Below are 26,168 nucleotides of genomic sequence, written 5' to 3'. Positions count from 1 at the left end.
CATCATTCTTGAAGAGCTCCCCTCATCAATATCAACGTAACGAACGAAGAAACCTGTCACGCCCCGTGTCACATTCCCGATCCATCCGGAATTCCAACGATCAGGTGTCTTCCCTGTGCTATGCAACACGCCATATGCGCCCCTTCCCAGCACCCCCGGCAGGTCTACCCGCGCAGTCGCGCGGCACAGCGCCTCAACCTTTTGTTCCTAGCGACGGTGTGTTTTACCACGCAGCTCAAGGCTCTCAGCAGCGGTGACGCCCGGCTGCTCGCCCAGGTCGATGAGGTCATGCCGCATCCATTTCTAACCTGTTCTGCCACGCACACAGAAATCATGGGTGACCTACGTGATCACCAGACCGGGGCTCGCGGACGCACGGCACGAGGAGTCTCCTCACGGAACTCTTTGGGCTAGGGCTGGCACAGTATTCATCTCCCTTTCCAGCGATCCGGCTGGCCAGATCAGTTGCCAAAACGCCTACTTCAGCCCACTAGACTTAGTTTTCAAGACTAGATGTTGAGGTCACTCTTGATTTTCTAAAGTGGGTTTCATCCATCAAATAATCCATGATTTCGGATGTTCATCTGCATCAATGAATCACTTCTTCAACGTCGATGTAAATGCCTGGCTACGGGTCTTGGAACACGAGCCAAAATCACTTGGCCTTTGCGTTGCCCATCGGTGTAGCGGTCCCGAATCTCGATTAAGAAACCCGCTTCCATGAGCTTTCGTTTAGCACTTCGCCACGCAGATTGGTCTAGACCAAGGTAGGCCTGTGCTTCCGTCCGTGTAACACGATGATTCTGGTCATGGGATAGCAGGTACAGGAGAATGTTCAAAGGGTTTCCTGTCAGTCGGGAGTCACGAACCCACCAATTCCGGTGGGTTCCAAATTCCTGCTCAAATGTGAGCCTCGGGCGAATGATTGGCATATCGGCATTCACAGCAATGCCCCCACAGGATTAGCCTCTTCCATTCCCAGGTACCCCTGCAACGGCCAGGAACACACCTATGAAGCAATAAAGCTTGACCGGTTTCCGTACGGCAGTTGGCCTCTGATTTTGAATGCTTCGTTCCAGTGCAGAAGTGGTGTCAAGTAGGGCAGCTATACCCTCGAACAACCTAACGACAGCAAGTACGGTTGCAGACGAAAGATTAAGCCAAACGTGAAGTAGCTCTAGGGCAATCACGGGAGAACATTTCCTTCTCGCAGGAAGCCAATCGCGATGTCAGGCATCTGCACCGTGGCATACGCCGCCACGAAAACAATGTCGACCGGAGTGAAAACACTGTCCCTCCTGCAAGTCTCTTCGCGCCTAGCAGAGCAAGCATTGTAACTTTCCTTGCAAACACAAATGAGGCAATACCGAGTACCACCCGAATGATAAAACCATACTGTTTCGCAATACTCGCCACCGCTTCATCAAGGGGCTGTGAGAGAATTGAAGCCTCGGATGTAGGTGCAACTGCGCGCGAGAATATGTCTATCGGATGAAACATAAATATCCTTTCTTGGATAGGACCACTGGAGTTGCTGCCCGGGGAGGGCTTTACTTCTTCAGCTGATCCCCTAACGAAGGAACAAGTAAGATTGCAGACTTCATCCAGTTGTAATCGTCATTAGTCAGCTTTTCCTGCCGTTTAACTTCCTAGAAACCCATTTATCGCGTGGTTCGATTCGGCGAGCCAAACATGCAACTGTGAGGCCTCTCGCAACAAGCATCCCCTCCAGCTCCTGTTGTGCGTCAAGATTTGAATTAGTCATATCCTTCCACCGACACGCGCGTTAGTAAATTTAACACTATAGTTAATATTCTCAACACATGTTCAATAAACGAGCTAATTAAAGTAGCATTTAGGCATGAGTAACGCATTAGAGACAGATCCGATGCCAAGTATTACCGGTGAGCGCATTGCTGCTTTGATGTGGCGTCACCGCTACACGGTTAAGGGCCTAGCTGACGCCATTGGCAAGGGGCGTTCCTCTGTCAGCGTGAAACTCAACGGTCATGCACGTTGGTACCTAGACGAGCTGGTGTCGGTTGCAGACGCCTTGAACACTACTGTTGGCTATCTTCTTGGCGAGACCAATGACGACGCGCGCCCGGACCATCTAGGCCGCAACCACACAAAAGCCCCCGCCTCTAACGAGACGGGGGCTGATGATCTGAGCCGCCTGCGAGAATCGAACTCGCGACCTTTTCATTACGAGTGAAACGCTCTACCGACTGAGCTAAGGCGGCCTGTGCACAAACTTCCGCGCACAAAAGAATACGTTAGCACGATTTGCTCGTGAGAAAGAAATCGGTACGCTTCACATATGAACTCCGTGTCGGCTCGCGTAGATAGCTGGGTTTGGGCCGTGCGGCTCGCAAAAACTCGAAGCCAGGCAACCGCTGCCTGCAAGGGCGGTCACGTGCGCGTCAACGATGCCCCGGCGAAGCCCGCGCAGCCCGTTCGAGTAGGTGACGTTGTGCGGGTCAGACTTCACAATTCAGAGCGCATCTACCGGGTCACGGGGCTCGCGACGAAACGCGGCAGCGCCACCGAGGCGGCGAAGTACTACGAAGATCTCACTCCCCCGCCACCGCCGAAGGTCGAGCGGCCACTCGCGGTGATCCGCGACCCCGGCACCGGCCGCCCCTCGAAGCGGGAGCGGCGCCAGCTCGACGAGCTGCGCGGGTGGGACTCACATACGCAGTAGCTGGCGTGGCCGTGGCGGGTGTCGGTGCGGCTGGTGCGGCGGTTTGGCTGGTGCGCGGTCTCGGGTTCGGCGCGGGGTTGGCGCGGGGTTGGCGCGGGGTTGGCGCGGGCTCGGTTGACTGGTGCGCGCTGATTTCTCGTCTACTTGACGAAAAGCAGGGTGTTTTCGCTTCAACACCCTGCTTTTCGTCAAGTGGATTGCGCGGGGGCGTGCGCCGTTAGCCTGCTTGCCAGAAAGCAGAGTTATCGAGCCCAAACACCCTGCTTTTCGTCAAGTAAACGCCCCGGCCAACGCGCCCGGCCAACACACCCGGTCAACACACTCAGCCAACGCACTCGCCCAGCCCCGGGCCAGCCACCCAACAGAAGAAGGCCGCGGCGCAAGCGCCGCCTCCTCACTCTCAAGCCGCAAGCGGCGGGAGGCAGTGCAGCTCAGCACGGCACAGCACGGCGCAGCGGGAGGCAGCACGGCAACGCCGCTGCACCGCGCCGCGGCAGCGTACCGCGCCACGCGCGCTAGTCGCAGTCGACCGGGCCCGAGGGCACCGTGCCGTTCACGAAGTAGTCGTCGACCGTGTCGTTGACGCAGCTGCTCGCGCCGTTGTAGGCCGTGTGGCCCTCGCCGTTGTAGGTGAGCAGGCGGGCGTTGTCGAGCTGGTCGGCGAGGCGCTTCGACCAGGCGTACGGCGTCGCGGGGTCGCCCGTGGTGCCGACCACCATGATCGGGTCAGAGCCCTCGGCGTTCATGGGGCCGCGGTCGTCGAAGCCCGGGAAGGGCCACTCTTCGCAGCTGATGTCGCCGTAGCCCGCATACTTGCCGAAGATGGGGGCTGCCTCGGCGATCTCGGCCGCCTGCTTGCGCATCTCTTCAACCGAGACGCCGCGCGGGTAGTCGAGGCAGTTGATCGCCGAGAAGGCGACGGTCGAGTTGTCGGTGTATTCGCCGTACTCACGGCTGTAGTAGAGGTCGGCGATGAGCTGAGCGGTGTCGGTCTCGCCGGCGCTCACCTCTTCGAAGAGCACCTGCAGGTACGGCCATGAGCTCTCGCTGTAGAGCACCGTGATCATCGCGGTCATGAAGGTGTCGACCGAGACCCAGCGGCCATCGGGCGCCTGCATGGGGTTGCGGTCGACCTCGTCGAGCATGGCGCCGATTTCGAGCATCGCGTCATCGACGGTGCCGGTGAAGAAGCAGTCATCGCCCGCGAGGCAGTGCTCGAGATAGGCGCGCATCGCCTGCTCGAAGCCCTGCTGCTGCATGAGCACGACCTCGTGCATGGTCACGTCTGGGGCGATCGCACCATCGAGCACGAGCTTGCCGGCGCGCTCAGGGAACATATCGGCATAGACCGTGCCAATAAAGGTGCCGTACGAGTAGCCGAGGTAGTTGAGCTTCTCGTCGCCGGCGAGGTGACGCAGCAGGTCGAGATCTTGGGCGGTTGAGTGGGTGTCGACGTGACCGAGCAGTGGGCCCGTGCCCTCGAGGCAGTCGTCGGCGAAATCGCGTGCCTCTTCGCGGGCTTCGTCGATCCACTCGTCACTGCCGGGTTCAAGCCCTGAGTCTTCGCGGGGGTCGCCAAAGAGCATCTCGTCGAGTTCTTCGTCGCTGTAGCAATAGACCGCACTCGAGTTGCCGACGCCGCGCGGGTCCCAGCCGACGATGTCGAACGACTCCTGCAGGCGCTTCGAGACGGCACCGTCGACGCCGTCACGCACGTACTGGCCGCCACCTGAGCCGGGGCCTCCCGGGTTCACGAAGAGCGTGCCGAGCTTCGTGCCGGTCGCGGGCTTCTTCACGAGCGCGAGGCTAATGGTTTCGCTCTCGGGGTCGTTCCAGTCGAGGGGTGCGCCGACGCGGGTGCACTCGAAGCCGTCGCCGCAGTCTTTCCACTCGGGCTCTTGCTCGGTGAAGCGGTCGAAGCCGTCAAGCGACTCGTCAACCTGAACTTCTGGTGGCTGCCAGCCGCTGGTCGAGGGCAGGGTGAGCCCCGAGCAGGCTGAGAGCAGCAGGGTGAGGGTTGCCGTCGTGGCGAGGGCTGCGGTGAGTCGTTTCACGCACGGTCCTTTCTGTGGTGAGGGGCCTCGAGAAGAAATGAGGCCATGAGCGACTCGAGTACCAGCGCAGCCGAGACGTTTCTGAGCAGCTGTTCGCGGGCCGCGGCCACGCGATCAAGCCTATAGAGTACTCCCTCGGCGCCGATGCTGGCGGCGAGGGCTTCGATTTGGGTACGAAACTCTTCGTTGATGAGGGGTTGCTGTGCGTCGAGGGCCACGAGGGCGGTGTCGCGCAGTACCGATCCGATATCGGTGAGAATGCGGTCGATGCCGTCGGTCACGCTGCGCTTAGCACGGCGCTTCTGGTCGTCTTCGAGCTCGCGGAACTGGGCGCGCAGTTTCATGGGAATCGCGGCACCGGGGGCCAGGCCGAGGTTGCGCAGCAGCTCTTCGCGCTCTTTCTCGTCACGGCTCTCGGTGAGCGCCTGGGCATCGGCCTCGGCGAGCTTCGCGAGACGACCCGCGGCCCGCATCGCGTCGCTCAGACTGCCGATCGCGAGCACGGTGCGCAGGGTGTCTTCGCGTCGCTCGCGCGCTTCGGCGTCGGTCGCGAGCTTCTTGGCCATGCCAATGTGGCTCTGCGCGAGACGCGCCGCCCTGGCCGCATCGTCAGGCGCGATGTTGTCGCGCTCTTCGAGCAGCCGGGCGACCGCCTCCTGCGTCGGGGTCACGAGTCGAAGCGAGCGTGCCCGCGAACTGATGGTGGGCAGCAGGTCGGCCTCGCTCGGCGCGCACAGCACCCACACCGTGGTCGCTGGCGGCTCTTCGAGCTCCTTGAGGATCGTGTTCGAGGTGCGCTCGGGCAGACGGTCGGCGTCTTCAGCGAGAATCACGCGAAACCGGCCGTTCGTCGGGGCGTAGTTCGAGCGTGAGGCGACGTGCCTCGCGTCGTCGATCTTAATGATCGAGCCCTCGGTCGTGAGCACCTCGAGGTCGGGGTGCGTGTGCGCCCTGACCTGCCGGTAGACCTCTTCACGCTCGTCGGGGGTGCGGGCAATGAGCGCCGCCGCAAAACGGTATGCAAGATTCGAGCGCCCCGAACCGGGAGGGCCCGTGATGAGCCACGCATGGGCAAGGTCACTCGCGCCCTCGGGCGAGGTGACGTGCTCAAGCGTTTCGATAGCGGCTTCTTGCCCTACCGCCTCGCTCCAAAATCGATCAACCGTGTGCATGCGTCAAGCCTAGCCGCAGCGTCTGACGTTACGCCCGTTAGGCGACGTCACCGCGCCAGCGCAGCGCCCAACCGGCGAGCACCGAAACGACCGCGTATGCCACGAGCACGAAGAACGCGGGAGCGACCTCGAGCACCGACGAAGGTGCGCCCGACATCGACGAGTCGAACACCCCCATGCCGCCAAGAATCGAGGCGCCAACGAAGCCGTCAGACGCGCTACCCGGCAAGAACTTCACGACGCTCGCCATCCACTCCCACATCATCGACGTGGCGCGAACGGTCGGCTCAATGAACTGCGTGAATACGAGCATGAGCACGATCGTCACCGCCTGATTGCGCACGAGCAGGCCGACGCCAAAGCCGATCACGGCCCAGAGCCCGATCGCGACGAGCGTGCGCAGCCCGAGCAAAGCAGTCGCGGTGGTGAGCCACCCGGCTGGCAGGAGGATCGCGGCCATCACGCCAGCACCGATGAGCCCCGCGGCGCCGAGCAGCGCACCGACCACGAGCAGCACGATGACCTTGCCCGTGAGCACGATACCGCGCTTCGGCTCAGCAATGAACGAGAGGCCGAGAATCTTGTGGCGCAGCTCACCCGTCGCCATGATGGCACCGAGCAGCAGCGGAATCACGTAGCAGAACCCCGAAACCGACGAGAGCACGAGCTTGCCCATCTGCTCGGGCGACATGCCGAGCCCTGCGCCTCCCGTGTCGAGGTTGTCGGCAAACGCGAACATGCCGGCAAACACGCCGCCCATGATGCCCGCGTAGATGAGCATGACGAGGGCGAGAATCCACCACAGTTTCGTCGCGGTAACCTTGCGCCATTCGGCCGAGAGGCTTCGAGTCAGGCGGTTCATGCGTCGCTCCCCTGTCCGGTAAGTTCCAAGAAGCTCGCTTCGAGCTCGGGTCGTGGTGTGCTGAGGTGGGTGAGGGCAACGCCCGCCGCAAACGCGACCTGGCCGGCCTGTCCCGCCTCCAGCCCCGTCACGACGAGCGCCTCGGTGCCCCTCATGCCGGCGACGTGAGCCCCGGCTGCTTCGAGAGCGGCGGCGAGAGCCTGGCGATCCGCCGCGTCGATGAGCGCGGTCGGCTGCGTTTGCTCGCCCTGAATGCCCGAGAGGGGGCCTGCGTATGCGAGCGATCCCTTGCGAATCACGACGACATCGTCGACCGTTTGCGCGACCTCGCTCAACAGGTGAGACGAGAGCAGCACGGTCTTGCCCTCAGAGGCGAGGTGGCGCAGGAACATGCGGATCCACCTGATGCCCTCAGGGTCGAGGCCGTTGATCGGCTCGTCGAGCACGATCACCTGCGGATCGCCGAGCAGCGCCGCGGCGAGCGCGAGTCGCTGGCGCATGCCGAGCGAGTACCCGCCGACCTTACGCCCGGCTGCGTCGCTGATGCCGGTGAGCGCGAGCATCTCGTCGATGCGCGAGACCGGTGCGCCGATCGCGCGGCGCTGAATGTCGAGGTGGGCGCGACCGGTGTGCGCCGGGTGAAACTCTGCCGAGATTGACGAGCCGATCAGGAGGGCCGGGTCGTCGATGTCCTGGTATCGCTTACCGCCGATCGTCGCGGTTCCGGCGTCGGGCTTCGCGAGGCCGAGCAGCATCGAGAGCGTGGTCGTCTTGCCTGAGCCGTTGGGGCCGAGAAAGCCGGTCACGCGGCCGGGCTCCGCGACAAACGAGAGGTCGTTCACGGCGAGCACGGGGCCGAAGCGCTTCGAGAGCCCCTTGATTTCTATTCTGTGCGGTTCTGTCATGATGTCCTCTTCGTTGGGTTACAGGCCGAGGCTTTTGGCGTAGATCACGGCGTGCACGCGGTCGCGCACGGCGAGTTTTTGAAACACGCGGCCAACGTGCGTTTTCACGGTCGATTCGGTCAAAAACATGCGTTGCGAGATCTCGGCATTATTGAGCCCCTCGGCGATGCACTGCAGCACCTCGAACTCGCGCTCGGTGAGCTGTGCGAGCTCGGCAACGGTCTCGGGCGAGGGCTTCACCGCCGATGTTTCACGTGGAGCATTGTCGCCCGACATGAGCACCCGCTCAACCATGCGCTTCGTCATGCTCGGCGCCATGACCGAGTCGCCCTGATGCACCCGGTGGATCGCGTCGACCAGCTCTGTTGGCCGAGCGTCTTTGAGCAAAAAGCCCGCGGCCCCCGCCTGCACCGCGAGCATCGCGTACTCGTCAAGGTCGAAGGTCGTGAGCACGAGCACCTTCACCCGGGGGTAGCGCTCGGTGATCTCGGTGGTGGTCTCGATGCCGTTTTTGCCGGGCATGCGCACGTCCATGAGAACGACGTCGACCGCGGCATCGTGCTCGGCAAGCCACGCGAGCGCCTCGTTGCCGTTCGCGGCCTCAGCGACAACCTCGATGTCGTCTTCGCTCGCGAGCACGAGAGAAAACCCCGTACGAATGAGGTCCTGGTCGTCTACCAGCATTACTCGCATCATGTCACTCCACTCATTGGCAGGGTCGCAATCACGATCCACCCGCCCTCTGGGTGGGCACCTGCGCGCACCTCACCACCGAACATTCGGGCCCGCTCGGCGAGACCGACCAAACCATTGCCACTCCCAAGATTGTCCATCGAGCGGGAGCCGCTCGCAACCCTTCCGTAGTCACGAACCGTGATCGTTGTGAGATTGGGAGCATACGTGATCACGACGTCAACCTTCGCGCCAATGCCCGCGTAGCGCAGCGTGTTCGTGAGCGCCTCTTGCACGATACGGTACACGGCGAGCCCGAAGCCCGAGTCGCTCGGCGGCTGGCCGGTCGTTTGCGTCTTGAGTTCGAGGCCCGCCTGGCGAAAGTTCTCGATGAGGTTGGGCAGATGGCCGACGCCCGGCTGCGGAGCAAAGTCGACCTGCGCCTCTGCGCTCTGGCCCTTGAGCACGCCGAGCAGGCGGCGCATCTCGCTCAGCGCGGTGCGGCCCGTCTCGGCAGAACGCTGCATGGCGTCGCTCGCCTTGGCCGGGGCGCGTTCGACGCTGCGCGAGGCCCCCTCTGACAGCGCGATCATGACCGAGAGGGAGTGCGCGACGATGTCGTGCATCTCGCGGGCAATGCGCTCACGCTCCTCGGCAACCGCGATGCGCGCAAGCTGGTCGCGGTCGCGCTCGAGCATGTCAGCGCGGTCAACGAGCGCTTCAACGTAGCGCCGTCGGTTACCGATGTTGATGCCGATGAGCACGATGATGAGCATGAACACGATGCTGCTGCCTGTGCTCGCCACCTCAAGGGCGACGCTGTCTTCGATAAATCGCCACAGGTAACTATTGACGGTGTTGAGCACCGCGCCCACCGCGAATGCGATCCACCCCAGCCGCACCGAACCGTACACCGGCACCGCGTAGAGCAGAAAGAACATCGCGGTCGAATCGGCCACGATCTGCGCCGAGTTGCCCGGCTGCAAGAAACAGATCGCGGCGACAACGACGAAGCCCACGAAGTGCATCTTGCGACGATTCACCAGGAAGTAGCTGATGACCGCCGTACTCAGAACGTGAAAGATCACGACGAGCGGCAGCGGAACCCGCATGCCGGTTCGCACGTCGACCGTCGCCCCGACAACGAGCATGAGGGCAGACCCCAGCAGGTAGCAAATCGTGATCGTCCAGTCGATCACGCCCGGGTGGGCGGCAAACCACCGACGCACCACGCCGGGAGGGCGCGGTGCGTCAGGTGGAGCAGTTCGCGTTACGTGTTGCATAGGCCTCTAGGGCAGAGTTTACTTCGCGTCGCGCTTCAGGAAGAGCAAACATGCTGGGATGAGCGCGATGAGGGCCCACACCACGATCGAGATTGCGGCCTCGCCCCAGGTCACGCCCGTGCCACCCATGTCTACCGGGACCTCGACGTTGCCCATCGAGAGCACGTTGCCAAGCATGAGCTGCAAGTGGTTCATGATCCAGTCGATCCACGCTTTCCCGGCCATCGAGGCAAAGCTCAGCGCGATCGGCGCGACGAAGGTGAGCCCCGCGACAACCGCGATACCACCGGCGGTGCTGCGCAGAATGCCCGCGACGCCAAAGGCGAAGAGCGTCATCGCGACGAGAAACAGTACCGAGCCAGCCCAGGCGGTGAGGTACTGCTCATTGCCGATGCCCTTGATCGCCTCTGGCGCGAGCATAATCGCGATGAGCTGCCCGACCCCAAGCGTCAAAACAGCCGCGATGAGCGAGATGAGGGTCACGACAAAGAGCTTCGCCGAGAACACCCGGCCGCGCCTCGGCGTTGCCGCGAGCGTCGAGAGAATCATGCCGCTCGAGTACTCGCTCGAAATCGCGAACACCCCAATCACGCCAAAGAGCAGCCCGAGGAACATGATCGGAGGCTGCATCGCCTGCAAGAGGTACGTGGCACCATTCTCGAGCGAGGTAATGTCAGATGAATACTGCACCATCACGATGGCGCCGAGCGTCGAGATGCCTACGCCCGCGAGAAACGTGAGCAGCAGCGTGATGCGCATGCTGCGCAGTGACATGAGCTTGATCCACTCACTGCGAATCACGCCGCCGAGCGTATTGCGCCCCGCCTGCGGCACGCGAATGGTCTGTTCAACTTGCTGCGTCATGATGCGGCTCCTGTCTGGTACTCGACGTGGTCACGGGTGAGTTCGATGTATGCGTCTTCGAGGCTCGTCTTGAGCGGGGTGAGTTCGTGCAGCACGAGACCGTGCTTCGCCGCGATCTCGCCGATCGCGGGGGCGTCAAGGCCCGTCACCGTCAGCGCGCCAGCCGCGGCCGACTGCACCGTCACCTCGGGCGACGACAGCAGTCTCGCGAGCTCTTCGGCCTGCGGCGTCACGATGCTCGTGCGCGTCGTGCCGTTGTTCAGGAACTCGTCGATGCTCGCGTTTGCGACGATGCGCCCCTTGCCAAACACCACCACGTGGTCGGCGACCTGGGCCATCTCGCTCATGAGGTGGCTCGAGAGCACGACCGTGCGGCCCTCAGAGGCGAGGTGACGCAGGAGGCTTCGCACCCACATGACGCCGTCGGGATCGAGACCGTTCACCGGCTCGTCAAGAATGAGAGTCTGCGGATCGCCGAGCAGCGCCGCCGCAATGCCGAGCCGCTGCCCCATGCCGAGTGAGAAGCCGCCAACGCGCTTCTTCGCAACCTCGCTGAGGCCCGTCAGCTCGAGTACCTCGGTCACGCGCTTGTTGCCGATGCCGTGCGTTGCGGCGAGCGCCTGCAGGTGGCTCGTGGCCGTGCGGCCCGGGTGCACACCCTTCGCGTCGAGCAGGGCTCCAGCGATGTGCAGCGGCGCATCGTGGTCACGAAGAGGCTTGCCGCTGATCGTCGCACTGCCTGAAGTTGGTGCGTCGAGCCCCATGATGAGCCTCATCGTGGTCGATTTTCCCGCTCCGTTCGGCCCGAGAATACCGGTCACTTCCCCGGGCTTTGCCGTGAAATTCACGTGATCGACGGCAAGCTTCGGCCCGTACGATTTCGTGAGGGCGTTCGTCTCAATCATGTCGCTTCCTCTCTGCTGAGCATGGTCGTTGTCTGAACGCTCCCTACGCTACGAGACCCCACACCCGCAGCGGATCAGCCGCGAGTACCCTCTTACCCCCGTTTTCGGCGCGAAAAACGGTACCAGGGTATGACGGCGGGGCCGGGGGCTGCGGATCAGGCCTCCGGCCCCGCCGATCCACCGCCCTGCGCACGCCTGCGCACCCCTGCGCACGCCTGCGCTCAACCATTGCCTGATTTTGAGGCCGAAACGCCCCCATTTGGACTGAAAACAGGAAAAAATCAGGCAATAGTTTGGCGCAGAAGGCCCGGTGGAAAGCCGGAGGTGGGTTGCGCGAGCCCGGAGCCTCAGGGGAGGTCGAGGTAGTCGGCAGCACCGACCGTCACGCGGGCCTGGCCCCCGCTCAGCTCGGCAGCCATCTCGCACAGCGCCGTGACAAGCTCGGGGGCGACCCCGAGGTGTAGCGTCACGTCGGCCCCGTACTCCGAGCCGAGCACCGTCAGCTCCTGACGCCTGGCCCACGCCTCGATCTGCGGGGCAGCGTCGTAGGCCGCGACCACCTGGGTTTCGTGCCGCAGCGCGCGGGTGAGGCGGGTGGCGCTCGCCGTCGCCTCGGCCACGGCGGCCCGGTAGGCGCGGGTGAGGCCACCGGCCCCCAGGAGGATTCCCCCGAAGTAGCGCGTCACGACCGCGACGACGTCGCTCAGCTCAGCCTGGTTGAGGGCCTCGAGCATGGGTGCGCCGGCGGTTCCGGCGGGTTCGCCGTCGTCGTTCGAGCGTTGCACGTCACTGCGCGCGCCGATCACGAAAGCGGTGCAGTGATGCCTCGCTTTGGGGTGCTCGTGTTGCACGCTCGCGATCTCGGCCCTGGCCTCTTGCTCGCTCTCGACCCGCACGAGCCGCGTGAGAAAGCGCGAACGCTGAATCTCGAGCTCAGTGTTCACGGGGCTCACGATGGTCTGGTATTCACCGCGCATGCGACCAGCCTACCGCCTGGACCTAGGCTCGCCAGGGCGAGATCGGCAGACGGCAGCCCGCTCAAAGCGCGGCCCGATACCATGTGTGGGTGCCCCACGCCCCTCTCACCCCGCTCGCCCCGCAGCCCGTAGCGCCCACCGCGCTCACGGCCGATGCTTGGCGTGCCCGCGAGGCAGCACACATTGAGCGAGCCAACCGCCTCACCGCCGGGCACCGCGCTCGCCGCCAGACGGGCGAGAAGCACCCCATCGAAGACTTCCTCTTCACTTACTACAACCTGAAGCCCGCGCAGCTCAGGCGTTGGCATCCGGGCGCGGGCGTCGTGCTCGAAGGCGTTCAGGGTGATGAGGCGCGGCGCGAGTGGCGCGACTACGTCGTTGCGCCTGAGCCCGCGGCGGATCATCGCGAGCCCACCCCAGCGGCACCCCATGCCCGCGCGGCAAGCCCGCGGTCCGAGGCGACCAGCCTCACCGTCGACGCTGCCGCGTTTCTTGCACGGCGCGGGGCGACCGTCGACTACGTCGACGACCTCATGCGGCGCACGATGGAGCGACCGCCCTCGTTCGGGTGCTTCGGCCTGCACGAGTGGGCGATGGTGTACCGGTTGAGCCCCGAAGAGATCCGCCATCGTGGTTTGCCGCTCAGGCTCGACCCCGCGGCGACCGACTTCGTCGTCGAGACGAACCCGATCGCGTGCACGCACTACGACGCTTACCGATTCTTCACTCCGCCAGCGGCTCCGCTCAATACGATCACGCCCACGCGCGAGACGCAGCCTGAGCTTGAGCAAGCCGGCTGCCTGCACGCGGGCATGGACGTGTACAAGTGGGCCATGAAGCTCGGCCCGCTCGTGCCGGGTGAGCTGCTGCTCGACGCGTTCGAGCTCGCCATGCAGATTCGCGTTGTCGACATGCAGGCCTCGCCCTACGATGTGTCGAGCTTCGGGCTGCCAGCGGTCGCGATCGAGACGCCAGAGGGCAAGAGCGAGTACGCGAGGCTGCAGCGCGGGTTCATGCAACGGGGCAATGCGCTGCGGGAGCGGGTGCTTGCGGCGATCCACCGGGCAAGGGTGTTTGCCGAGCACTGAAGGTGGCCAAGCCTAAGGGGGCCAGCTGCGGCTGCGCAGGCAACCACATAACGACTATGCGACACATTCCGGAGAGCGGGCGGTATTTCGCTACGCTAAGCCCATGAACAGCACACACCCCAAGCGCGACCTCCTCTGGAAGCTCTGGCCATGGATGAGCTGGGGCCTCGCCCTCTTCTTTACGTTTCATGGTTTCCTGTTCGAGGGCGGGTGGGAGACGCTCTTCTTGCTGATGTTCTCGCCGCTCATCGTGCCGGCGCTCGGGCTGCTCGAGATGCTGCCCCGCTTCATCCTGCGCAAGCGCGGGCACACGGTGATTCCGGTGGCGATGGCGTGTCTCGCCCCGCTGCACTGGGCGCTGTTGGTCGTTGCGGTGATGAGCGCGCGGGGTTCGACCGACTCGGCACCAACCAGGTCGGGCCTCAGTATTCTTTCGGGCAAACCGTTACTGCCCGGCATCGAGAACACGATCGGGGCGGGCGCCGCGCTGCTCACGGTTGCGACCGGCATCGCCCTGCTCGTGCTCGCAATTGTGCTCAAGCCGATGGTCGTCGCTGGGGCGCCAAAGCTTCGCACCGCTCCGGCGGTATCGGCGGCGCTCGCGGTGGCGCTTGTCATTGCCACGCCCCAAGCCGCGGTGTGGGCCACGAGTCTCAAGCGCGACGCCGCGGGTAACCGGTTTGGTCAGGTCATGCAGATGCCGATCGAAGAGCAGGTCAGCCTGCTCGAGGGCCGTTACCTCGAAGCGCAAGAGGAGCTGAGCGGGGCCAGAGCGCTCGCGGGCGATGTTCGCTGGAGCAACCCCCTGTGGCGGCTCGAAGGGCCACTATGGGGCGGCATTGAGTGGTACAGCATCGAGCTCATCTTCACGCTTCCGGGCGAGAGATCACTCGACATCGAAGCCTTCGCCCACGATCTCGCCGCGCTCGGGTATGAGCGCGCCGGAACGCGTCACCAGTGGAGCACTCCGAAGGGCAACACCCTCGAGGTCGAAGAACACACCAATGGCACCGAGCTGCGGCTCACAACCCGCGCCTGGTGGGGTGACCGCCACAAGGTGAACGAGGCAGCCCAGGCACAGGTCGACGAGATAGACGCGGCTTCGTACGCACCCGACGAGTTTCCCGGGTTCCGTTCGGTCTCGGCCTCGTGGCTCGTCAGAGACTGGGACGAGATCTTGTGGACCCGCTACCTGCCGTACAACGCTGCAGAGCTCGATGAAGATGGCGGCCTCGACGCCGCGGGATTGACGCGGGCCGAGGGCCTCGCGGCCGATGATCCTGAGGCCCAGCAGGAGCGTGCCGAAAACCTTCAGGGGTTCTTCACCGATCTCACCGAGAAGGTTGGCGTCGAGACCCTCGCGCCGCTAGAAAACGGGCGCGATGCGCTCGATTTCGACACCCCTGACTTCAGGAGCACGTACGCTGATGGCTCAACGACCTCTGACCACTACGGGTTCATGGTCGGTCACTGCTTCGTGCTACCTGCCGAGCCAGTCGACTGGAAGGTGCTTGCGGGTTCGCTCACTGCTGAGGAGTGGCACGAGGTACGATACGCCGAGGGCGCCCTCGCCGCAGTGCACCCGAACAAGAACATCGGGGTGGTCTACGAGTACGAGGGCGCCCTGTGTGTCGCCGCGCGAACGCCCTACTGGTGGGGCGAGCTGCACTAAGCGTTACTTGCCGGTGAGCGCATCACCGAGCACGCCGAGGTTGTACTCGAGGTACCGCAGGTAGGTGTTTGCCTCGGGTGCGTCATCGCCGCCAATCTCGTCAGAGTAGATGGGGCGGTCGAAGATGGGCACTCCGGTCTCGGCAGAGACCATCTCCATGGGGCGGCGGTCAACGTTCGATTCAACGATGAGGTTTGCCACTTTCACGCCCTTGAGCTGGTCGATGAGGGCCACGAGCTGCTGGCCCGAGCCATTCTCGTCAGTGTCGATCTCCCAGATGTAGTACTCGGTGATGTCGTACTGATCGGCGAGGTACTGGAAGGCCCGCTCGCTCGTGACGAGCACGCGCTCCTCCTTGGGAATCTCGGCAAAGGTCGCGTCGTACTCGGCCTCGATCGCGGTGATCTTCTCGAGGTACTCGTCGGCCTGCTTTTGGTATTCGTCGGTGTGGTCGGGGTCAGCCTCGATGAGCCCGTCACGAATCGTCTCGGCCATGACGAAGCCCACGTTCGGGTCGATGAAGGCGTGCGGGTTAACCTGCGAGTCGGCTTCGCCCTCGCCGAGGTGCATCGGTTCGACGTCTCGTGACACCTCGACCACGGTGCTCTTCTCGGGTGCCGCTGAGGCCTCCATGCGTGAGAACCAGCCGGTGTCGCCGCCCTCGAGGTTCAGCCCGTTGTAGAAGAGCACGTCGGCCTGCGAGACCGCCTTCAGATCGTCTGGCAGCGGTTCATACTCGTGCGGATCGGTGCCCGTGGGCACGAGGTTGTGTACCTCGACGTAGTCGCCTCCGATCGACTGCACCATGTCTTCAAGAATGGTGAATGAGGTGATGACCTTGAGCTTTTCGGCCGGTTCGTCACTCTGCTCGGCATTCGCACTGCAGCCCATGACAAAGAGCATGGGCACCGCGATGAGCGCCCCCAAGAGGCGTTTCATTGCGCCACTCCTTTTCGTTCGGTTGTTCGAATATTTCTGGTGATGATGCCCTGGCTCGGCGAGAAGAGCAGCGCGACCAGGAAGAAGAGGGTGGCCACGAGCGCGATGACGGGGCCCGAGGGGAGGTTCAGCTCAAAGCTGACGATGATCCCGACGAACGAGCTCACGGCGCCGAGGCTCGCGGCGATCACGAGCATCGCGGGCAGCCGTTTGACGAGCAGCAGGGCAGTGGCGGCCGGGGTCACGAGCAACGAGATGACGAGCACGACGCCCACGGTCTGCATCGAGGTGACGGTCACGAGGGTGAGCATGACGAGCACGAGATACTGCAGGCGCTTCGTCTTGAAGCCGTACACCTCGGCACTCGCTGGGTCGAAGCTCGAGACGACGAGCTCTTTGTAGAGCAGCAGCACGGTGACGAGCACGATCGTGCCAACGGCGATCGAGACGATCATGTCTTCGGTGCGCACGGCGAGCACGTTGCCAAAGAGAATCGAGTTGAGGTCGATCGCGCTCTTGGCGTGGGCGATGAGCACGATACCGAGCGCAAACATTGACGAGAGCATAATGCCCATGGCCGCGTCTTGCTTCACGCGGGTGCGGTTTTGAATGAAGCCTACGCCGAGCGCCGCGCAGAGGCCCGCGACCATCGCACCCCAGAAGAAGTTGATGCCTAAGAGGTACGAGACCGCGACGCCGGGCACGACCGCGTGCGAAATCGCGTCACCCATGAGGGCGAGGCCACGCAGCATGACGAGGCTCCCGATGACACCGCTAATGACGCCGGTGATGATCGAGACGACGAGGGCTTTTTGCAAGAACTCGTAGGCAAAGATATCGATGAGAAACTGCATTATGCGGCCGCGCCTCCCGCCGGCGCGTGGCCTGCGCCGAGATGTGGAATGCCAAAGACTCGCTCGAGGTTGCCCGCGGTGAACGTGTTCTCGGCGGGGCCAATGGCCTGAATGCCCCGGTTGACGAGCGCGACCCAGTCGCAGTAGTCGAGCACAGTCATGAGATCGTGGTGCACCAAGACGACGGTTACGCCGCGGGCCTTGAGGCTCTTCAGCACACTCACGATGTTGCGCTCGCTTGCGGCGTCGACACCCTGAAACGGCTCGTCCATGATGAGTAGCTCTGGCTCTTGCACGAGCGCCCTCGCGAGCAGCACACGCTGGCGCTGGCCGCCCGAGAGCTGGCCGATGGGGCGACCGGCGAGATCGCCCAGTTCGACGAGCTCGAGCGCCTCGCGCGCCTGCTGCTTGTGCGCTTTTCGCGGGCGCTTCACCCAGCCGAGGCCTGGGTAGGTTCCCATGAGCACGACGTCGAGCACCGTGACGGGAAAGGTGGGGTCGAGCGTGAGCGACTGTGGCATGTAGGCCACCTTTGAGCGCACCGCGTCGAGGGGGCTCCCGAGAAATTCGACGTGCCCCGACGACTCTGGCAAGAGGCCAAGCGAGGCTTTGAGCAACGTTGATTTACCGGCGCCGTTGGGCCCGACAACGCCCAACACGACGCCCCGTGGCACGTCGAATGAGACGCCGTCGAGCACGGTGTCGTGGCGGTAGGCCGCGGTGAGATCACGAACGCGAACCGCGGGCTGCAAGGTATTTTGAGTCATGGCGAAACTTAAAGTTAGGTGCACCGAACTTTTCGGATTAGCTCCCACTGTAAATGCACTTCGCCACATCGTCAAATTGCCCTGCGACTCCCGACAAACAACCCGATATTATGGCGATATCAGCTGTCCCAAAGGAGTGCCGTGAATCGTGCCACCGTGACCGTGGGTGCCTCGCCGCTCACGGGTTTTGTTCTGGCGCTTGCTTCGGCAGGCAGCTTCGCCTTCTCGGGCATCTTCGCGAGCGCGCTCATCAGCGCCGGCTGGTCACCCGGCGCGGCAGTCATCGCGCGCATTACGCTCGCGGCACTCATTCTGCTTGCCCCGACTCTCATCATGATGCGTGGCAAGTGGCGCCTCGTCGTCGCAGCATGGAAGCAGGTGCTCCTCTTCGGCATCCTCGCGGTCGCGGGCTGCCAGCTCGCCTTTTTTCTCGCGGTTGAGCACATCGCCCCGAGCCTCGCACTACTCATCGAGTTCATGGGCCCCGTGCTGCTCATGCTCTTCTTCTGGGCCCGCACCCGCGTCGCCCCACACCAGCTCACGTTGCTCGGCGCCGTCATCGCGATCGCTGGTCTCGTCACCATCTCGGGCCTCGCCGTGGGCAGCAGCCTGCACCCACTCGGCATTTTCTTCGCGCTCATCGCGGCCGTCGGCAACGCGACCTACTTCGCAACGGGGGCTACGACCGAGCACGGCATCCCTCCCCTGCCCTTCGTTGGCATCGGGCTCGGTGTCGCGAGCCTGTTTCTCATAGCCGCGAGCGCCGTGGGCGTACTGCCCTTCACCACGTCAACCGCGCCAGTCACTCTCGCCGGCGCCGAGGTGCCGCTCTGGGTTCCCATCGCAGGCATGGCACTCATCTCGACGGTCATCTCGTACGTGCTCGGCGTCGCGGCTTCCCGCAGGCTCGGCGCAACGGTCGCGAGCTTCACCGGTTACTCTGAGCCACTCTTCGCCATCGCGTGGAGCATCATGCTACTCGGCATCGCTCCAACGACTACCGAGTGGATCGGCGCCGCCCTCATCATCGGTGGTGTCGCCGCGGTGAAGGCGGGCGAGGTCGTGCGCGCGCGAAGCCTGCCGTAGCGTCGAACCGCGCAAACGCCACGCGTGGGCTGGCATTCTGAACCCTCCCGCCCGGTTTTAACAGCTTGCTCTGCAAAAATACGACGGGTATGCGAGGAGCACGATGAATCACACGGCACGAGAAACACAGGGCGTACGCTTGGCCCCGAGCAGCAGTGCACGCTCAGGGCAGGTTGCGCTCAGGGCACTCTATGTGGTGCTGTGCCTCGCATGCCTCGCGGCGGTTTTTGCCCTGCAACACTTCGCCATTCACACGGCCCGAGGGCAGAGCTTCGACCAGAACGTCATGACCGCGCTCAGCGAGCAGACGGGCACCGTCGCCTCGTATTTGAGGAGCATGCTCGACACCACCGTGCCGGTCGCGGTCGGTGTGCTCGTCATCGTTGCCCTCATCGCGCTCTTCCAGCGCAAGATGCGCACGCTCACCCAGGTGATCGTGGTCTTCGCGGGAGCAAACCTCACGGCTCAGCTCCTCAAGCACGTGCTCATCGACCGGCCAACCCTCGTCGAGCACCTCGGGGTCTACGGCAACTCATTCCCCTCTGGCCACGTCACGATCGCGGCGGCGGCGGCCGGAGTGCTCTTCTTCTCTACCTCGCACCGAAACGTTGCGGGCACACTCACCGCACTCGCCGGCATCTGGGCCGCGCTCATCGGCATCGCCACGGTCGTGAGCGCGTGGCATCGCCCGAGCGATGTGCTCGGCGGCTTTCTCATCGTCGCCGCATGGGTCTTCGCCGCGCAGGCGCTGTGGGGGCCGGCCAAGTCGGCCTGATCCGCACCGCTATGCTTCGGGAACGCCCTGCTCTGCGATGCGGGTGTGGTGGTGAATCACCTCGGCGACCACGAAATTAAACCACTTCTCGGCGAAGACAGGGTCGAGATGCGCGTCGGCCGCGAGCTCCTTCAGACGCGCCGTCTGCCGCGCCTCACGAGCAAGGTCGGCGGGCGGCATCTGGTGCTTGGCCTTCAGCTCGCCGACCTGCTGCGTGCACCGAAACCGCTCCGCGAGCATATACATGAGCGAGGCGTCAATGTTATCGATGCTTGAGCGCAACCGCTCAAGCTCTGCCTGCGGATCGATTTCGGGCATCAGTACTCCTTATCGAGGCCGGCTGCGTGACCGCTCTAGCCGAGCAGATCGTGCAGCTCAACCACCTGTTCACGCTCGGGGCCAACGCCCACTGCCGAGATGCGGGCGCCGCTCATCGCCTCGAGCGCACGAATGTACGCCTGGGCGTTCTCGGGCAGATCGGCGAATTCGCGGCAGTCAGAAATGTCTTCATCCCAGCCATCGAACTCTTCGTAGATCGGCTTCGCGTGGTGAAAGTCGGTCTGGTTGACGGGCATCTCATCGTGGCGCACGCCGTTCACGTCGTAGGCGACGCACACGGGAATCTTCTTGAGGCCAGAGAGCACGTCAAGCTTCGTGAGCACGAAGTCGGTCACACCGTTGATGCGGGCCGAGTAGCGCGCGATCGGGGCGTCGTACCAACCGCAACGACGTGGGCGGCCGGTCGTGGTGCCGAACTCGAAGCCCTGGTTGCGCAGGTAATCACCCGATTCGTCGAAGAGCTCGGTCGGGAACGGGCCCGAACCCACACGCGTCGCGTAAGCCTTGACGACCGAGATGATGCGAGTGATCGCGTGCGGGGGCAAACCCGAACCCGTCGAGGCGCCGCCAGCGGTCGCGTTTGACGAGGTAACGAACGGGTAGGTGCCGTGGTCGATGTCGAGCATCGTTGCCTGGCCAGCCTCAAAGAGAATCGTCTTGTCTTCTTCGAGCGCGTTGTGCAGCAGCAGACCGGTGTCGCAGACCATGGGCTCGAGCAGTTCGCGGTACGAGAGCAGCTCTTCAACAACCTCGTCGGCCTCGATGGCGCGACGGTTGTACATTTTCACGAGCATCTGGTTCTTCTGCGTGAGCGCCGCCTCGACCTTCTGGCGCAGGATGCCCTCGTCAAAGATGTCCTGAATGCGAATGCCCACGCGGTTGATCTTGTCGGCGTAAGCAGGCCCAATGCCGCGACCGGTCGTGCCGATCTGACGCTTGCCAAGGAAGCGTTCGGTGACCTTATCGAGCGTACGGTGGTACTGGGTGATGACGTGCGCGTTGGCGCTCACCTTGAGGCGCGAAACGTCGACGCCGCGGCTGCTGAGCGCATCGAGTTCGCCCTTCAGCACCTCAATATCGACGACAACGCCGTTGGCGATCACGGGAACAACGCCGGGCGTCAGAATGCCCGAGGGCAGCAGGTGCAGTGCATACTTCTCGTCGCCCACGACGACGGTGTGCCCTGCGTTGTTGCCGCCGTTGAACTTCACGACGTAATCGACGCGGCTGCCGAGCAGGTCGGTTGCCCGGCCCTTGCCTTCGTCGCCCCACTGGGCACCGGTAATGAGAACTGCGGGCATTTCAGCCCCTTCCTTCAATGTGGGCGACCGCTTCAGGGTCAGCCCCGGTTAAAAATTCGGTGAGGCGTTCGACCTCGGTGGTCTCGCCAATGTGTGCGGCGGATCGGCGCAGTGCGTACAGCGCGCGCAGCACACCGCGGTTCGGCTCGTGGCTCCAGGGAACGGGCCCGTGGCCCTTCCACCCCGCGCGACGCAGCGCATCGAGGCCGCGGTGATAGCCCACGCGAGCAAACGCGTAGCTCTCGACCTCGCGGCCCTCGGCGTCAGCCTGGTCGGCGAGCAGCGCCCACGCGAGTGGTGACTCTGGGTGTGCTCGAACCACGCTCTCGAGAGTTTCTTCGTTCTCGAGAGCCCGTACTACGTCTACCTCGGCAGGGAGCCTCGTGGGCTCTGGGCCGAGCAAATTCTCGCCGATCACGGGCATCAGTCTACCCGAGTACCGCGCGGCCACTCAAAAAGTTACGGCACATTGCGCGGCACCCGGGCGTTGCCTGGCGGCTCAGGCGGCGTGCTACCTGAAGTTTACGAACTGAAGCGCAACGTCAATGTCGGCTTCTTTGAGCAGTGCGATGGTCGCTTGGAGGTCGTCGCGACTCTTCGAGCTCACCCGCAACTCGTCGCCCTGAATCTGGCTCTTGACGCCCTTCGGCCCCTCGTCGCGAATGAGCTTATTGAGCTTCTTCGCCGATGCCTGGTCGATGCCCTCTTTAAGCTTCGACTCGATGCGGTACTCCTTGCCGCTCGCGAAAGGTTCGCCCGAGTCGAGGGTTTTCAGCGACATGCCACGGCGAATGAACTTCGACTGCAGCACGTCGAGGGCTGCGAGTGCGCGCTCTTCAGAGTTCGCCTTGATGAGAATCGTCTCGCCCGAGAGCGTGACCTCGGCGCCGACGCCCTTGAAGTCGTAGCGCTGCTCGATCTCCTTGCGCGCCTGGTTGGTCGCGTTCTCGACCTCCATGTGGTCGATCTTGCTTACTACGTCAAACGATGAATCTGCCATGCCATAACCATACGACAGATCGCAGCCCCGCACAGAGCGGGTTGTCTCTCTAGCTGAGCTGCAGCGTCGTGATGCAGGTCGGGTCGTCATCATCGGTTTCCACCACGACCTTCCCCGCGCCCTTCTCGCTCACCATCGAGACCTCGTAGCTCGAGCCCCTCTGCAGCCACAGACCGAGAAACCCGTTGTCGAATGTCGTCAGCGTCGTCTGCTCGACGACCTTGCCTGTCTCGCGGTCGGTCACCGTTACATCGACGTCGAGGTTGCCGAACTCACCGAGGCACGTCGTGAGTGAGTGGTAAAAGCACTCGTGCGTCTGGGTCGCAAAGGGCGCGATGGAGACGTAGAACGCGTCGTCGGGCATGGGCAGCACCACGACCTCTTCTCCGGGTTCGCCCGCGGCGACCGTCAGCTGCAGTTCGGCTGGCGTGATCGAAGCGAAGAGGTTCTCTGGGCGGTCTGCAACGGTCATTGCGTCGAGCCGTGTGATCGCCTCGCGCGCGTCAAGCCCCTCAAGCCCGAACGTCTCGAGCTCAGCCACAGCCTGCGGGCTCGGCCCTTCGCCTGCCTCGCCGCCTGCCGCGCAACCACTCAAGGCGAGCGCGAGGGCGGCGACAACCGCTGCGGTACGCAGCCTGATCGGCCTCACGCTCGTCACTGTCATGCCGACTACTCTACCGTGACTGACTTTGCCAAGTTGCGAGGCTGGTCAACGTCAAGCCCCTTCGCCGCGGCGATCTCGAGGGCTAGCCACTGCAGCGGCACAATTTTCGTGAGAGATTCGGCGAGATCGGCGCCCGAAGCGACGAGCTGCGGTTCTGCTGCCGAATCGCCACCGGTTGCACCGGCAAGGCCAGCGGTCTCGGCGACCCGCGCCACATCGACCTCCTGCACCGCGATGACCGCGTCGCAGGCGTCGGCAGCGAGCGCGTCACCGTGACCCGCGATCGCGATCACGCGGGCACCTCGCGCACGCACCTCTTGCACGTTCGAGAGCACCTTGGCGTGCATGAGTGGCGCGGCATCCTTCGAGGGAACAATGACCACGACGACCTGCCCTTCTTCGATGAGCGCGATGGGACCGTGCTTGAGCTCGCCCGCCGCGAAGCCCTCGGCGTGAATGTACGCGAGTTCCTTGACTTTCAGCGCCGCCTCGAGTGCAGCCGGGTAGCCGACGTTGCGGCCAAGAAAAATGATCGACGTCGTGTCGCGCAGCTCATGAGCAACCGAGCGAACCGACTCGTGGGTCTCGACCGCGAGCTTCACGAGCTCTGGCAGCGTGGCCAGCGTCGCAACCACGAGCGGGTGCGATTCGCCGCGCACTCTTGCGAGGTGCAGGCCGATCAGCGCGAGCGCCGTCACCTGCGCCGTGTAGGCCTTCGTCGATGCGACTGCCACCTCAGGCCCGGCATGGGTGTAGACCGTGGCATCTGAGTCTCGTGGAATGGACGCGCTCTGCGTGTTACACACCGAGATCGTTCGCGCGCCGAGCGCGACCGCGTGCTTGACCGCCATGAGCGTGTCCATTGTTTCGCCCGACTGGCTCACCGAAATGACAAGCGTCTCGGGAGTAATGATCTGCTCTGAGTAGCGAAACTCGTGGCTCAGCTGCACCTCGACGGGCACCCTCGCCCAGCTCTCGATGAGGTACTTGGCAACGTGCCCCGCGTATGAGGCGGTGCCACAGGCGATGACGATGATGCGCGTCACCGACCGCAGCACGTCGTCGCCGAGCTCGGTCAGCTCGGGAACCTCAACGTAGGCAGCACCGTCAGCACCTTCGTGCACGCGCCCCACGAGCGTCTGCTCGACCGCCTGGGGCTGCTCGCTGATCTCTTTGGCCATGAACGACGGCCACCCGCCGCGTGTTGCCGTCGAAGCGTCCCACGACATCTCAAAGCGCTCGGGCTCGACCGCGGCACCCGCGTAATCGGTCACCCGAATGCCAGCGTCGGTCACCACGACGATACGGTCATCATCAATCACCGCGGCACGGGTCGTCTCGCTCACAAACGCGGCGACGTCTGAGCCCAGAAAGAACTCATCCTCACCAAAGCCCACGACGAGCGGTGAGTGATGCTTTGCGGCAACGATCGTTCCCGGCTCGCCCCGGTGAATCGCGAGCAGCGTGTACGTGCCGCGAAGCCTCGGCACGACGAGCCGAAAGGCGCTCTCAAGCGAGCCAGTCTCAACGACGGCCCTGCCGACGAGCTGAGCAACCACCTCGGTGTCGGTCTCGCTCAGGAGGCGCACCCCGGCCGTCACGAGTTCTTCGCGCAGCTCGGCATAGTTCTCGACGATACCGTTGTGAATGAGCGCGACCCTGCCGCTCTCATCGAGGTGGGGGTGCGCGTTTTGATCAGTGGGCCCGCCGTGGGTCGCCCACCGGGTGTGCCCAATACCGGCGCTCGAAGCGGGCAGTGGGTGAGATTCAAGCGCTTCCTTGAGCACGCGCAGCTTGCCCGCACGTTTCTCAAGCGCGATTGGTTCGCCGGGATCCTCGGGCACAACGGCGATACCAGCCGAGTCGTAGCCGCGGTACTCCAGTCGTTCGAGACCGGGCAGCAGCCGTTCAACCGTGTTTTTCGAACCTACGTATCCTACGATTCCACACATGAAAAAAGCGTATTGCGTGAATCCGCTTCTCGGCCGAAAATTCGGGGCCAGGGGCAAAAGTTCACAGTAAATGCGAAGTTTTCTTGGCCCCCGGCCCCAGTTCGTGCGGTGATGAGGCCCCGACGGGCCCAAGCGCTACTTGAACTCTTGCTCTTCTTCAGGCTGCTTTCTCGCCCAGTTCGCGGGCTTGTCGCTGCCGTCCCAGACCTGAATCACGCCCCACGCGACGGCCGTAATGGGCACCGAAAGCACCGCGCCGAGCACGCCGCCGAGCAGCGTACCAATGGTCAACGCGACCAAGATCACGAGCGGGTGAAGCTTCAGCGTGCGGCCCATGAGCACCGGCTGCAAGAAGTTGCCCTCGAGCTGGTTCACACCAATCACAATGGCGACGACAATGAGCGCGTCAACGAGGCCATTCGACACGAGCGCGACGAGCGCTGCGAGAATGCCGGCGAGCGTCGCACCAACGAGCGGAATGAACGAGAGAAAGAAGACGAGCACGCCAAGCGGCAGCGCCAAAGGAACCCCCACGATGGCGAGGCCAATACCGATACCGACCGCGTCAACCGCGGCAACGGTCGCCGTGCCGCGCACGTACGAACCGAGCGTGCTCACGGCCTTATCGCCCACGCGGTGCGCGCGCTCACGCTGTGAGCCGCGGAATGGGCGGATCAGGAACAGCCAAATCTGTGGGCCGTCTTTCAGGAAGAAGAAGAGAATGACGACCATGAGTACGAGACTCGTGATGAATGAAGTTACGGCGCCGACGCCAGCGAGTGCTCCCGAACCAAACGAGGCGCTCGTCACAAAATCCATGACCGTGTCTTGAAAGTCTTTGATCTGCTGATCGGTCGGGGCAAACGGCAGGTCTTGCACCCAGGCCATGACCTGTTCCCAGCCCTCGGTCGCTTGATCGACGAGCTGGTCTGACTCTTCTTTCACGGCCCACACCATGAGCCAGCCGACCATACCAAACACGAACACGACGACAGCCAGCACGATCAGGGTCGCGAGCAGGCTCGGCACACCCTTGCTACGCATCCAGCGCATGACCGGGGCGAAAGCACTCGCAAAGATGAGTGCGAGCAGCACAGGAATGACGACCATCGTGAGCGCGTGCAGCCCAAAGATGAGGCCAAAGAGCAAGGTTACGATCACGATGGTTTGCACCGCACGGGTCGCGAACACACCGAAGCTGTCAGCCCATAACGCTCCCACGCTCGGTTTCTTATCGGTCACCTCTTGAGCCTCATTCGCGACATCTTTCACGGCCTGCTGCACCGCTGCGCGTTCGTGCCTCCGGCGCGACGCGCCCTTGCTCAACCACATT

Annotated in this window: 25 protein-coding genes and 1 tRNA gene; 6 read left to right on the top strand and 20 right to left on the bottom strand. The window is 63.5% G+C overall.

The window, feature by feature from the left end; translation table 11 throughout:
- Window positions 1-1,861 precede the first annotated feature (1,861 nt).
- Entirely contained in the window at window positions 1,862-2,215 is a 354-nt protein-coding gene (locus KTJ78_RS14005) for a helix-turn-helix domain-containing protein (protein ID WP_217136041.1), read from the top strand.
- Here the strand turns inward: KTJ78_RS14005 and KTJ78_RS11285 are convergent.
- Window positions 2,171-2,243: transfer RNA gene (locus KTJ78_RS11285), tRNA-Thr, on the bottom strand. The genes KTJ78_RS14005 and KTJ78_RS11285 overlap by 45 nt on opposite strands.
- 77 nt (window positions 2,244-2,320) lie before the next feature.
- On the opposite strand from KTJ78_RS11285, the gene KTJ78_RS11280 reads away from it, so the two are divergent.
- Window positions 2,321-2,704: an RNA-binding S4 domain-containing protein gene (locus KTJ78_RS11280; protein ID WP_217135819.1), complete on the top strand. Its 384-nt coding sequence runs from the start codon at window positions 2,321-2,323 to the stop codon at window positions 2,702-2,704.
- 515 nt (window positions 2,705-3,219) lie between these two features.
- On the opposite strand, the gene KTJ78_RS11275 is transcribed toward KTJ78_RS11280, so the two are convergent.
- From KTJ78_RS11275 to KTJ78_RS11235, 9 genes are all read right to left on the bottom strand, one after another.
- Window positions 3,220-4,758, bottom strand: a complete 1,539-nt coding sequence (locus KTJ78_RS11275) for an alpha/beta fold hydrolase (protein ID WP_217135817.1) — start codon at window positions 4,756-4,758, stop codon at window positions 3,220-3,222.
- Complete coding sequence (locus KTJ78_RS11270; protein WP_217135815.1) at window positions 4,755-5,930, bottom strand: DNA polymerase III subunit delta'; 1,176 nt, start codon at window positions 5,928-5,930, stop codon at window positions 4,755-4,757. Before KTJ78_RS11270 ends, KTJ78_RS11275 begins: the two co-directional genes overlap by 4 nt.
- A gap of 37 nt (window positions 5,931-5,967) precedes the next feature.
- The gene (locus tag KTJ78_RS11265; protein ID WP_217135813.1) at window positions 5,968-6,792 is read right to left on the bottom strand and encodes an ABC transporter permease; all 825 of its coding nucleotides are present in this window, start codon (window positions 6,790-6,792) and stop codon (window positions 5,968-5,970) included.
- Window positions 6,789-7,697 carry an ATP-binding cassette domain-containing protein gene (locus KTJ78_RS11260; RefSeq protein WP_217135812.1) on the bottom strand — a complete coding sequence of 303 codons (909 nt, stop codon included), beginning with the start codon at window positions 7,695-7,697 and terminating at the stop codon, window positions 6,789-6,791. The genes KTJ78_RS11265 and KTJ78_RS11260 overlap by 4 nt, the downstream gene beginning before the upstream one ends.
- 18 nt (window positions 7,698-7,715) lie before the next feature.
- Window positions 7,716-8,393 carry a response regulator transcription factor gene (locus tag KTJ78_RS11255; protein ID WP_217135811.1) on the bottom strand — a complete coding sequence of 226 codons (678 nt, stop codon included), beginning with the start codon at window positions 8,391-8,393 and terminating at the stop codon, window positions 7,716-7,718.
- Window positions 8,390-9,652, bottom strand: a complete 1,263-nt coding sequence (locus KTJ78_RS11250) for a sensor histidine kinase (protein ID WP_217135809.1) — start codon at window positions 9,650-9,652, stop codon at window positions 8,390-8,392. Before KTJ78_RS11250 ends, KTJ78_RS11255 begins: the two co-directional genes overlap by 4 nt.
- 18 nt (window positions 9,653-9,670) lie before the next feature.
- A complete protein-coding gene (locus KTJ78_RS11245; RefSeq protein ID WP_217135807.1) occupies window positions 9,671-10,516 on the bottom strand; it encodes an ABC transporter permease in 846 nt (281 codons plus the stop codon).
- Window positions 10,513-11,421, bottom strand: coding sequence for an ATP-binding cassette domain-containing protein (locus KTJ78_RS11240; protein WP_217135805.1), 909 nt, complete (start codon window positions 11,419-11,421; stop codon window positions 10,513-10,515). Before KTJ78_RS11240 ends, KTJ78_RS11245 begins: the two co-directional genes overlap by 4 nt.
- Window positions 11,422-11,768: 347 nt before the next feature.
- Window positions 11,769-12,398, bottom strand: a complete 630-nt coding sequence (locus KTJ78_RS11235) for a YigZ family protein (protein ID WP_217135803.1) — start codon at window positions 12,396-12,398, stop codon at window positions 11,769-11,771.
- 89 nt (window positions 12,399-12,487) lie between these two features.
- On the opposite strand from KTJ78_RS11235, the gene KTJ78_RS11230 reads away from it, so the two are divergent.
- Both KTJ78_RS11230 and KTJ78_RS11225 read left to right on the top strand, forming a co-directional pair.
- A complete protein-coding gene (locus KTJ78_RS11230; protein ID WP_217135801.1) occupies window positions 12,488-13,486 on the top strand; it encodes a 3-methyladenine DNA glycosylase in 999 nt (332 codons plus the stop codon).
- Window positions 13,487-13,589: 103 nt separating this feature from the next.
- A complete protein-coding gene (locus KTJ78_RS11225) occupies window positions 13,590-15,158 on the top strand; it encodes a hypothetical protein (protein ID WP_217135799.1) in 1,569 nt (522 codons plus the stop codon).
- Window positions 15,159-15,161: 3 nt separating this feature from the next.
- On the opposite strand, the gene KTJ78_RS11220 is transcribed toward KTJ78_RS11225, so the two are convergent.
- Genes KTJ78_RS11220 through KTJ78_RS11210 form a run of 3 tightly spaced genes read right to left on the bottom strand, consistent with a single transcriptional unit; the run spans window position 15,162 to window position 17,718 of the window.
- Window positions 15,162-16,097 (bottom strand): metal ABC transporter substrate-binding protein, encoded by a 936-nt coding sequence (locus KTJ78_RS11220; protein WP_217135797.1) that lies wholly within the window; start codon window positions 16,095-16,097, stop codon window positions 15,162-15,164.
- A complete protein-coding gene (locus KTJ78_RS11215) occupies window positions 16,094-16,951 on the bottom strand; it encodes a metal ABC transporter permease (protein ID WP_217135795.1) in 858 nt (285 codons plus the stop codon). The genes KTJ78_RS11220 and KTJ78_RS11215 overlap by 4 nt, the downstream gene beginning before the upstream one ends.
- Window positions 16,951-17,718, bottom strand: a complete 768-nt coding sequence (locus KTJ78_RS11210; protein WP_217135793.1) for a metal ABC transporter ATP-binding protein — start codon at window positions 17,716-17,718, stop codon at window positions 16,951-16,953. Before KTJ78_RS11210 ends, KTJ78_RS11215 begins: the two co-directional genes overlap by 1 nt.
- A gap of 141 nt (window positions 17,719-17,859) precedes the next feature.
- Between KTJ78_RS11210 and KTJ78_RS11205 the strand changes: the two genes are divergently transcribed.
- Both KTJ78_RS11205 and KTJ78_RS11200 read left to right on the top strand, forming a co-directional pair.
- Entirely contained in the window at window positions 17,860-18,804 is a 945-nt protein-coding gene (locus tag KTJ78_RS11205; RefSeq protein ID WP_369808079.1) for an EamA family transporter, read from the top strand.
- A gap of 103 nt (window positions 18,805-18,907) precedes the next feature.
- Window positions 18,908-19,579: a phosphatase PAP2 family protein gene (locus KTJ78_RS11200; RefSeq protein WP_217135791.1), complete on the top strand. Its 672-nt coding sequence runs from the start codon at window positions 18,908-18,910 to the stop codon at window positions 19,577-19,579.
- A 9-nt stretch (window positions 19,580-19,588) separates the two neighbouring features.
- Here the strand turns inward: KTJ78_RS11200 and KTJ78_RS11195 are convergent, their stop codons facing one another.
- From KTJ78_RS11195 to KTJ78_RS11165, 7 genes are all read right to left on the bottom strand, one after another.
- Window positions 19,589-19,897 carry a chorismate mutase gene (locus tag KTJ78_RS11195; protein WP_217135787.1) on the bottom strand — a complete coding sequence of 103 codons (309 nt, stop codon included), beginning with the start codon at window positions 19,895-19,897 and terminating at the stop codon, window positions 19,589-19,591.
- Window positions 19,898-19,932: 35 nt separating this feature from the next.
- Entirely contained in the window at window positions 19,933-21,219 is a 1,287-nt protein-coding gene (locus tag KTJ78_RS11190) for an adenylosuccinate synthase (protein WP_217135785.1), read from the bottom strand.
- Window position 21,220: 1 nt separating this feature from the next.
- The gene (locus tag KTJ78_RS11185; protein WP_217135783.1) at window positions 21,221-21,643 is read right to left on the bottom strand and encodes a DUF3151 domain-containing protein; all 423 of its coding nucleotides are present in this window, start codon (window positions 21,641-21,643) and stop codon (window positions 21,221-21,223) included.
- An 87-nt stretch (window positions 21,644-21,730) separates the two neighbouring features.
- A complete protein-coding gene (locus KTJ78_RS11180) occupies window positions 21,731-22,219 on the bottom strand; it encodes a YajQ family cyclic di-GMP-binding protein (RefSeq protein WP_217135781.1) in 489 nt (162 codons plus the stop codon).
- Between the two features lie 49 nt (window positions 22,220-22,268).
- A complete protein-coding gene (locus KTJ78_RS11175) occupies window positions 22,269-22,883 on the bottom strand; it encodes a CueP family metal-binding protein (RefSeq protein WP_217135778.1) in 615 nt (204 codons plus the stop codon).
- 5 nt (window positions 22,884-22,888) lie between these two features.
- Window positions 22,889-24,835, bottom strand: a complete 1,947-nt coding sequence (gene glmS / locus KTJ78_RS11170; RefSeq protein WP_217135776.1) for a glutamine--fructose-6-phosphate transaminase (isomerizing) — start codon at window positions 24,833-24,835, stop codon at window positions 22,889-22,891.
- A 135-nt stretch (window positions 24,836-24,970) separates the two neighbouring features.
- Window positions 24,971-26,167, bottom strand: a complete 1,197-nt coding sequence (locus KTJ78_RS11165) for an AI-2E family transporter (RefSeq protein ID WP_217135773.1) — start codon at window positions 26,165-26,167, stop codon at window positions 24,971-24,973.
- Window position 26,168 lies beyond the last annotated feature (1 nt).

Origin of the sequence: Leucobacter chinensis (assembly GCF_019049105.1) — a bacterium.
Classification (GTDB): Bacteria; Actinomycetota; Actinomycetes; order Actinomycetales; family Microbacteriaceae; genus Leucobacter_A; species Leucobacter_A chinensis.
The sequence above is the reverse complement of the archived record's forward strand: the minus strand, read 5'-3'. Positions and strand labels throughout refer to the sequence as shown.

Bases quoted from the DNA above. Each gene is read 5' to 3' on its own strand.
- KTJ78_RS11195 (WP_217135787.1), bottom strand. From the start codon at position 19,897: ATGCCCGAAATCGATCCGCAGGCAGAGCTTGAGCGGTTGCGCTCAAGC.
- KTJ78_RS11240 (WP_217135805.1), bottom strand. From the start codon at position 11,421: ATGATTGAGACGAACGCCCTCACGAAATCGTACGGGCCGAAGCTTGCC.
- KTJ78_RS11235 (WP_217135803.1), bottom strand. From the start codon at position 12,398: ATGCGCGGTGAATACCAGACCATCGTGAGCCCCGTGAACACTGAGCTC.
- KTJ78_RS11225 (WP_217135799.1), top strand. From the start codon at position 13,590: ATGAACAGCACACACCCCAAGCGCGACCTCCTCTGGAAGCTCTGGCCA.
- KTJ78_RS11200 (WP_217135791.1), top strand. From the start codon at position 18,908: ATGAATCACACGGCACGAGAAACACAGGGCGTACGCTTGGCCCCGAGC.
- KTJ78_RS11280 (WP_217135819.1), top strand. From the start codon at position 2,321: ATGAACTCCGTGTCGGCTCGCGTAGATAGCTGGGTTTGGGCCGTGCGG.
- KTJ78_RS11215 (WP_217135795.1), bottom strand. From the start codon at position 16,951: ATGCAGTTTCTCATCGATATCTTTGCCTACGAGTTCTTGCAAAAAGCC.
- KTJ78_RS11210 (WP_217135793.1), bottom strand. From the start codon at position 17,718: ATGACTCAAAATACCTTGCAGCCCGCGGTTCGCGTTCGTGATCTCACC.
- KTJ78_RS11175 (WP_217135778.1), bottom strand. From the start codon at position 22,883: ATGACAGTGACGAGCGTGAGGCCGATCAGGCTGCGTACCGCAGCGGTT.
- KTJ78_RS11220 (WP_217135797.1), bottom strand. From the start codon at position 16,097: ATGAAACGCCTCTTGGGGGCGCTCATCGCGGTGCCCATGCTCTTTGTC.
- KTJ78_RS11265 (WP_217135813.1), bottom strand. From the start codon at position 6,792: ATGAACCGCCTGACTCGAAGCCTCTCGGCCGAATGGCGCAAGGTTACC.
- KTJ78_RS14005 (WP_217136041.1), top strand. From the start codon at position 1,862: ATGAGTAACGCATTAGAGACAGATCCGATGCCAAGTATTACCGGTGAG.
- glmS (WP_217135776.1), bottom strand. From the start codon at position 24,835: ATGTGTGGAATCGTAGGATACGTAGGTTCGAAAAACACGGTTGAACGG.
- KTJ78_RS11165 (WP_217135773.1), bottom strand. From the start codon at position 26,167: ATGTGGTTGAGCAAGGGCGCGTCGCGCCGGAGGCACGAACGCGCAGCG.
- KTJ78_RS11260 (WP_217135812.1), bottom strand. From the start codon at position 7,697: ATGACAGAACCGCACAGAATAGAAATCAAGGGGCTCTCGAAGCGCTTC.
- KTJ78_RS11190 (WP_217135785.1), bottom strand. From the start codon at position 21,219: ATGCCCGCAGTTCTCATTACCGGTGCCCAGTGGGGCGACGAAGGCAAG.
- KTJ78_RS11250 (WP_217135809.1), bottom strand. From the start codon at position 9,652: ATGCAACACGTAACGCGAACTGCTCCACCTGACGCACCGCGCCCTCCC.
- KTJ78_RS11245 (WP_217135807.1), bottom strand. From the start codon at position 10,516: ATGACGCAGCAAGTTGAACAGACCATTCGCGTGCCGCAGGCGGGGCGC.
- KTJ78_RS11185 (WP_217135783.1), bottom strand. From the start codon at position 21,643: ATGCCCGTGATCGGCGAGAATTTGCTCGGCCCAGAGCCCACGAGGCTC.
- KTJ78_RS11180 (WP_217135781.1), bottom strand. From the start codon at position 22,219: ATGGCAGATTCATCGTTTGACGTAGTAAGCAAGATCGACCACATGGAG.
- KTJ78_RS11255 (WP_217135811.1), bottom strand. From the start codon at position 8,393: ATGATGCGAGTAATGCTGGTAGACGACCAGGACCTCATTCGTACGGGG.
- KTJ78_RS11270 (WP_217135815.1), bottom strand. From the start codon at position 5,930: ATGCACACGGTTGATCGATTTTGGAGCGAGGCGGTAGGGCAAGAAGCC.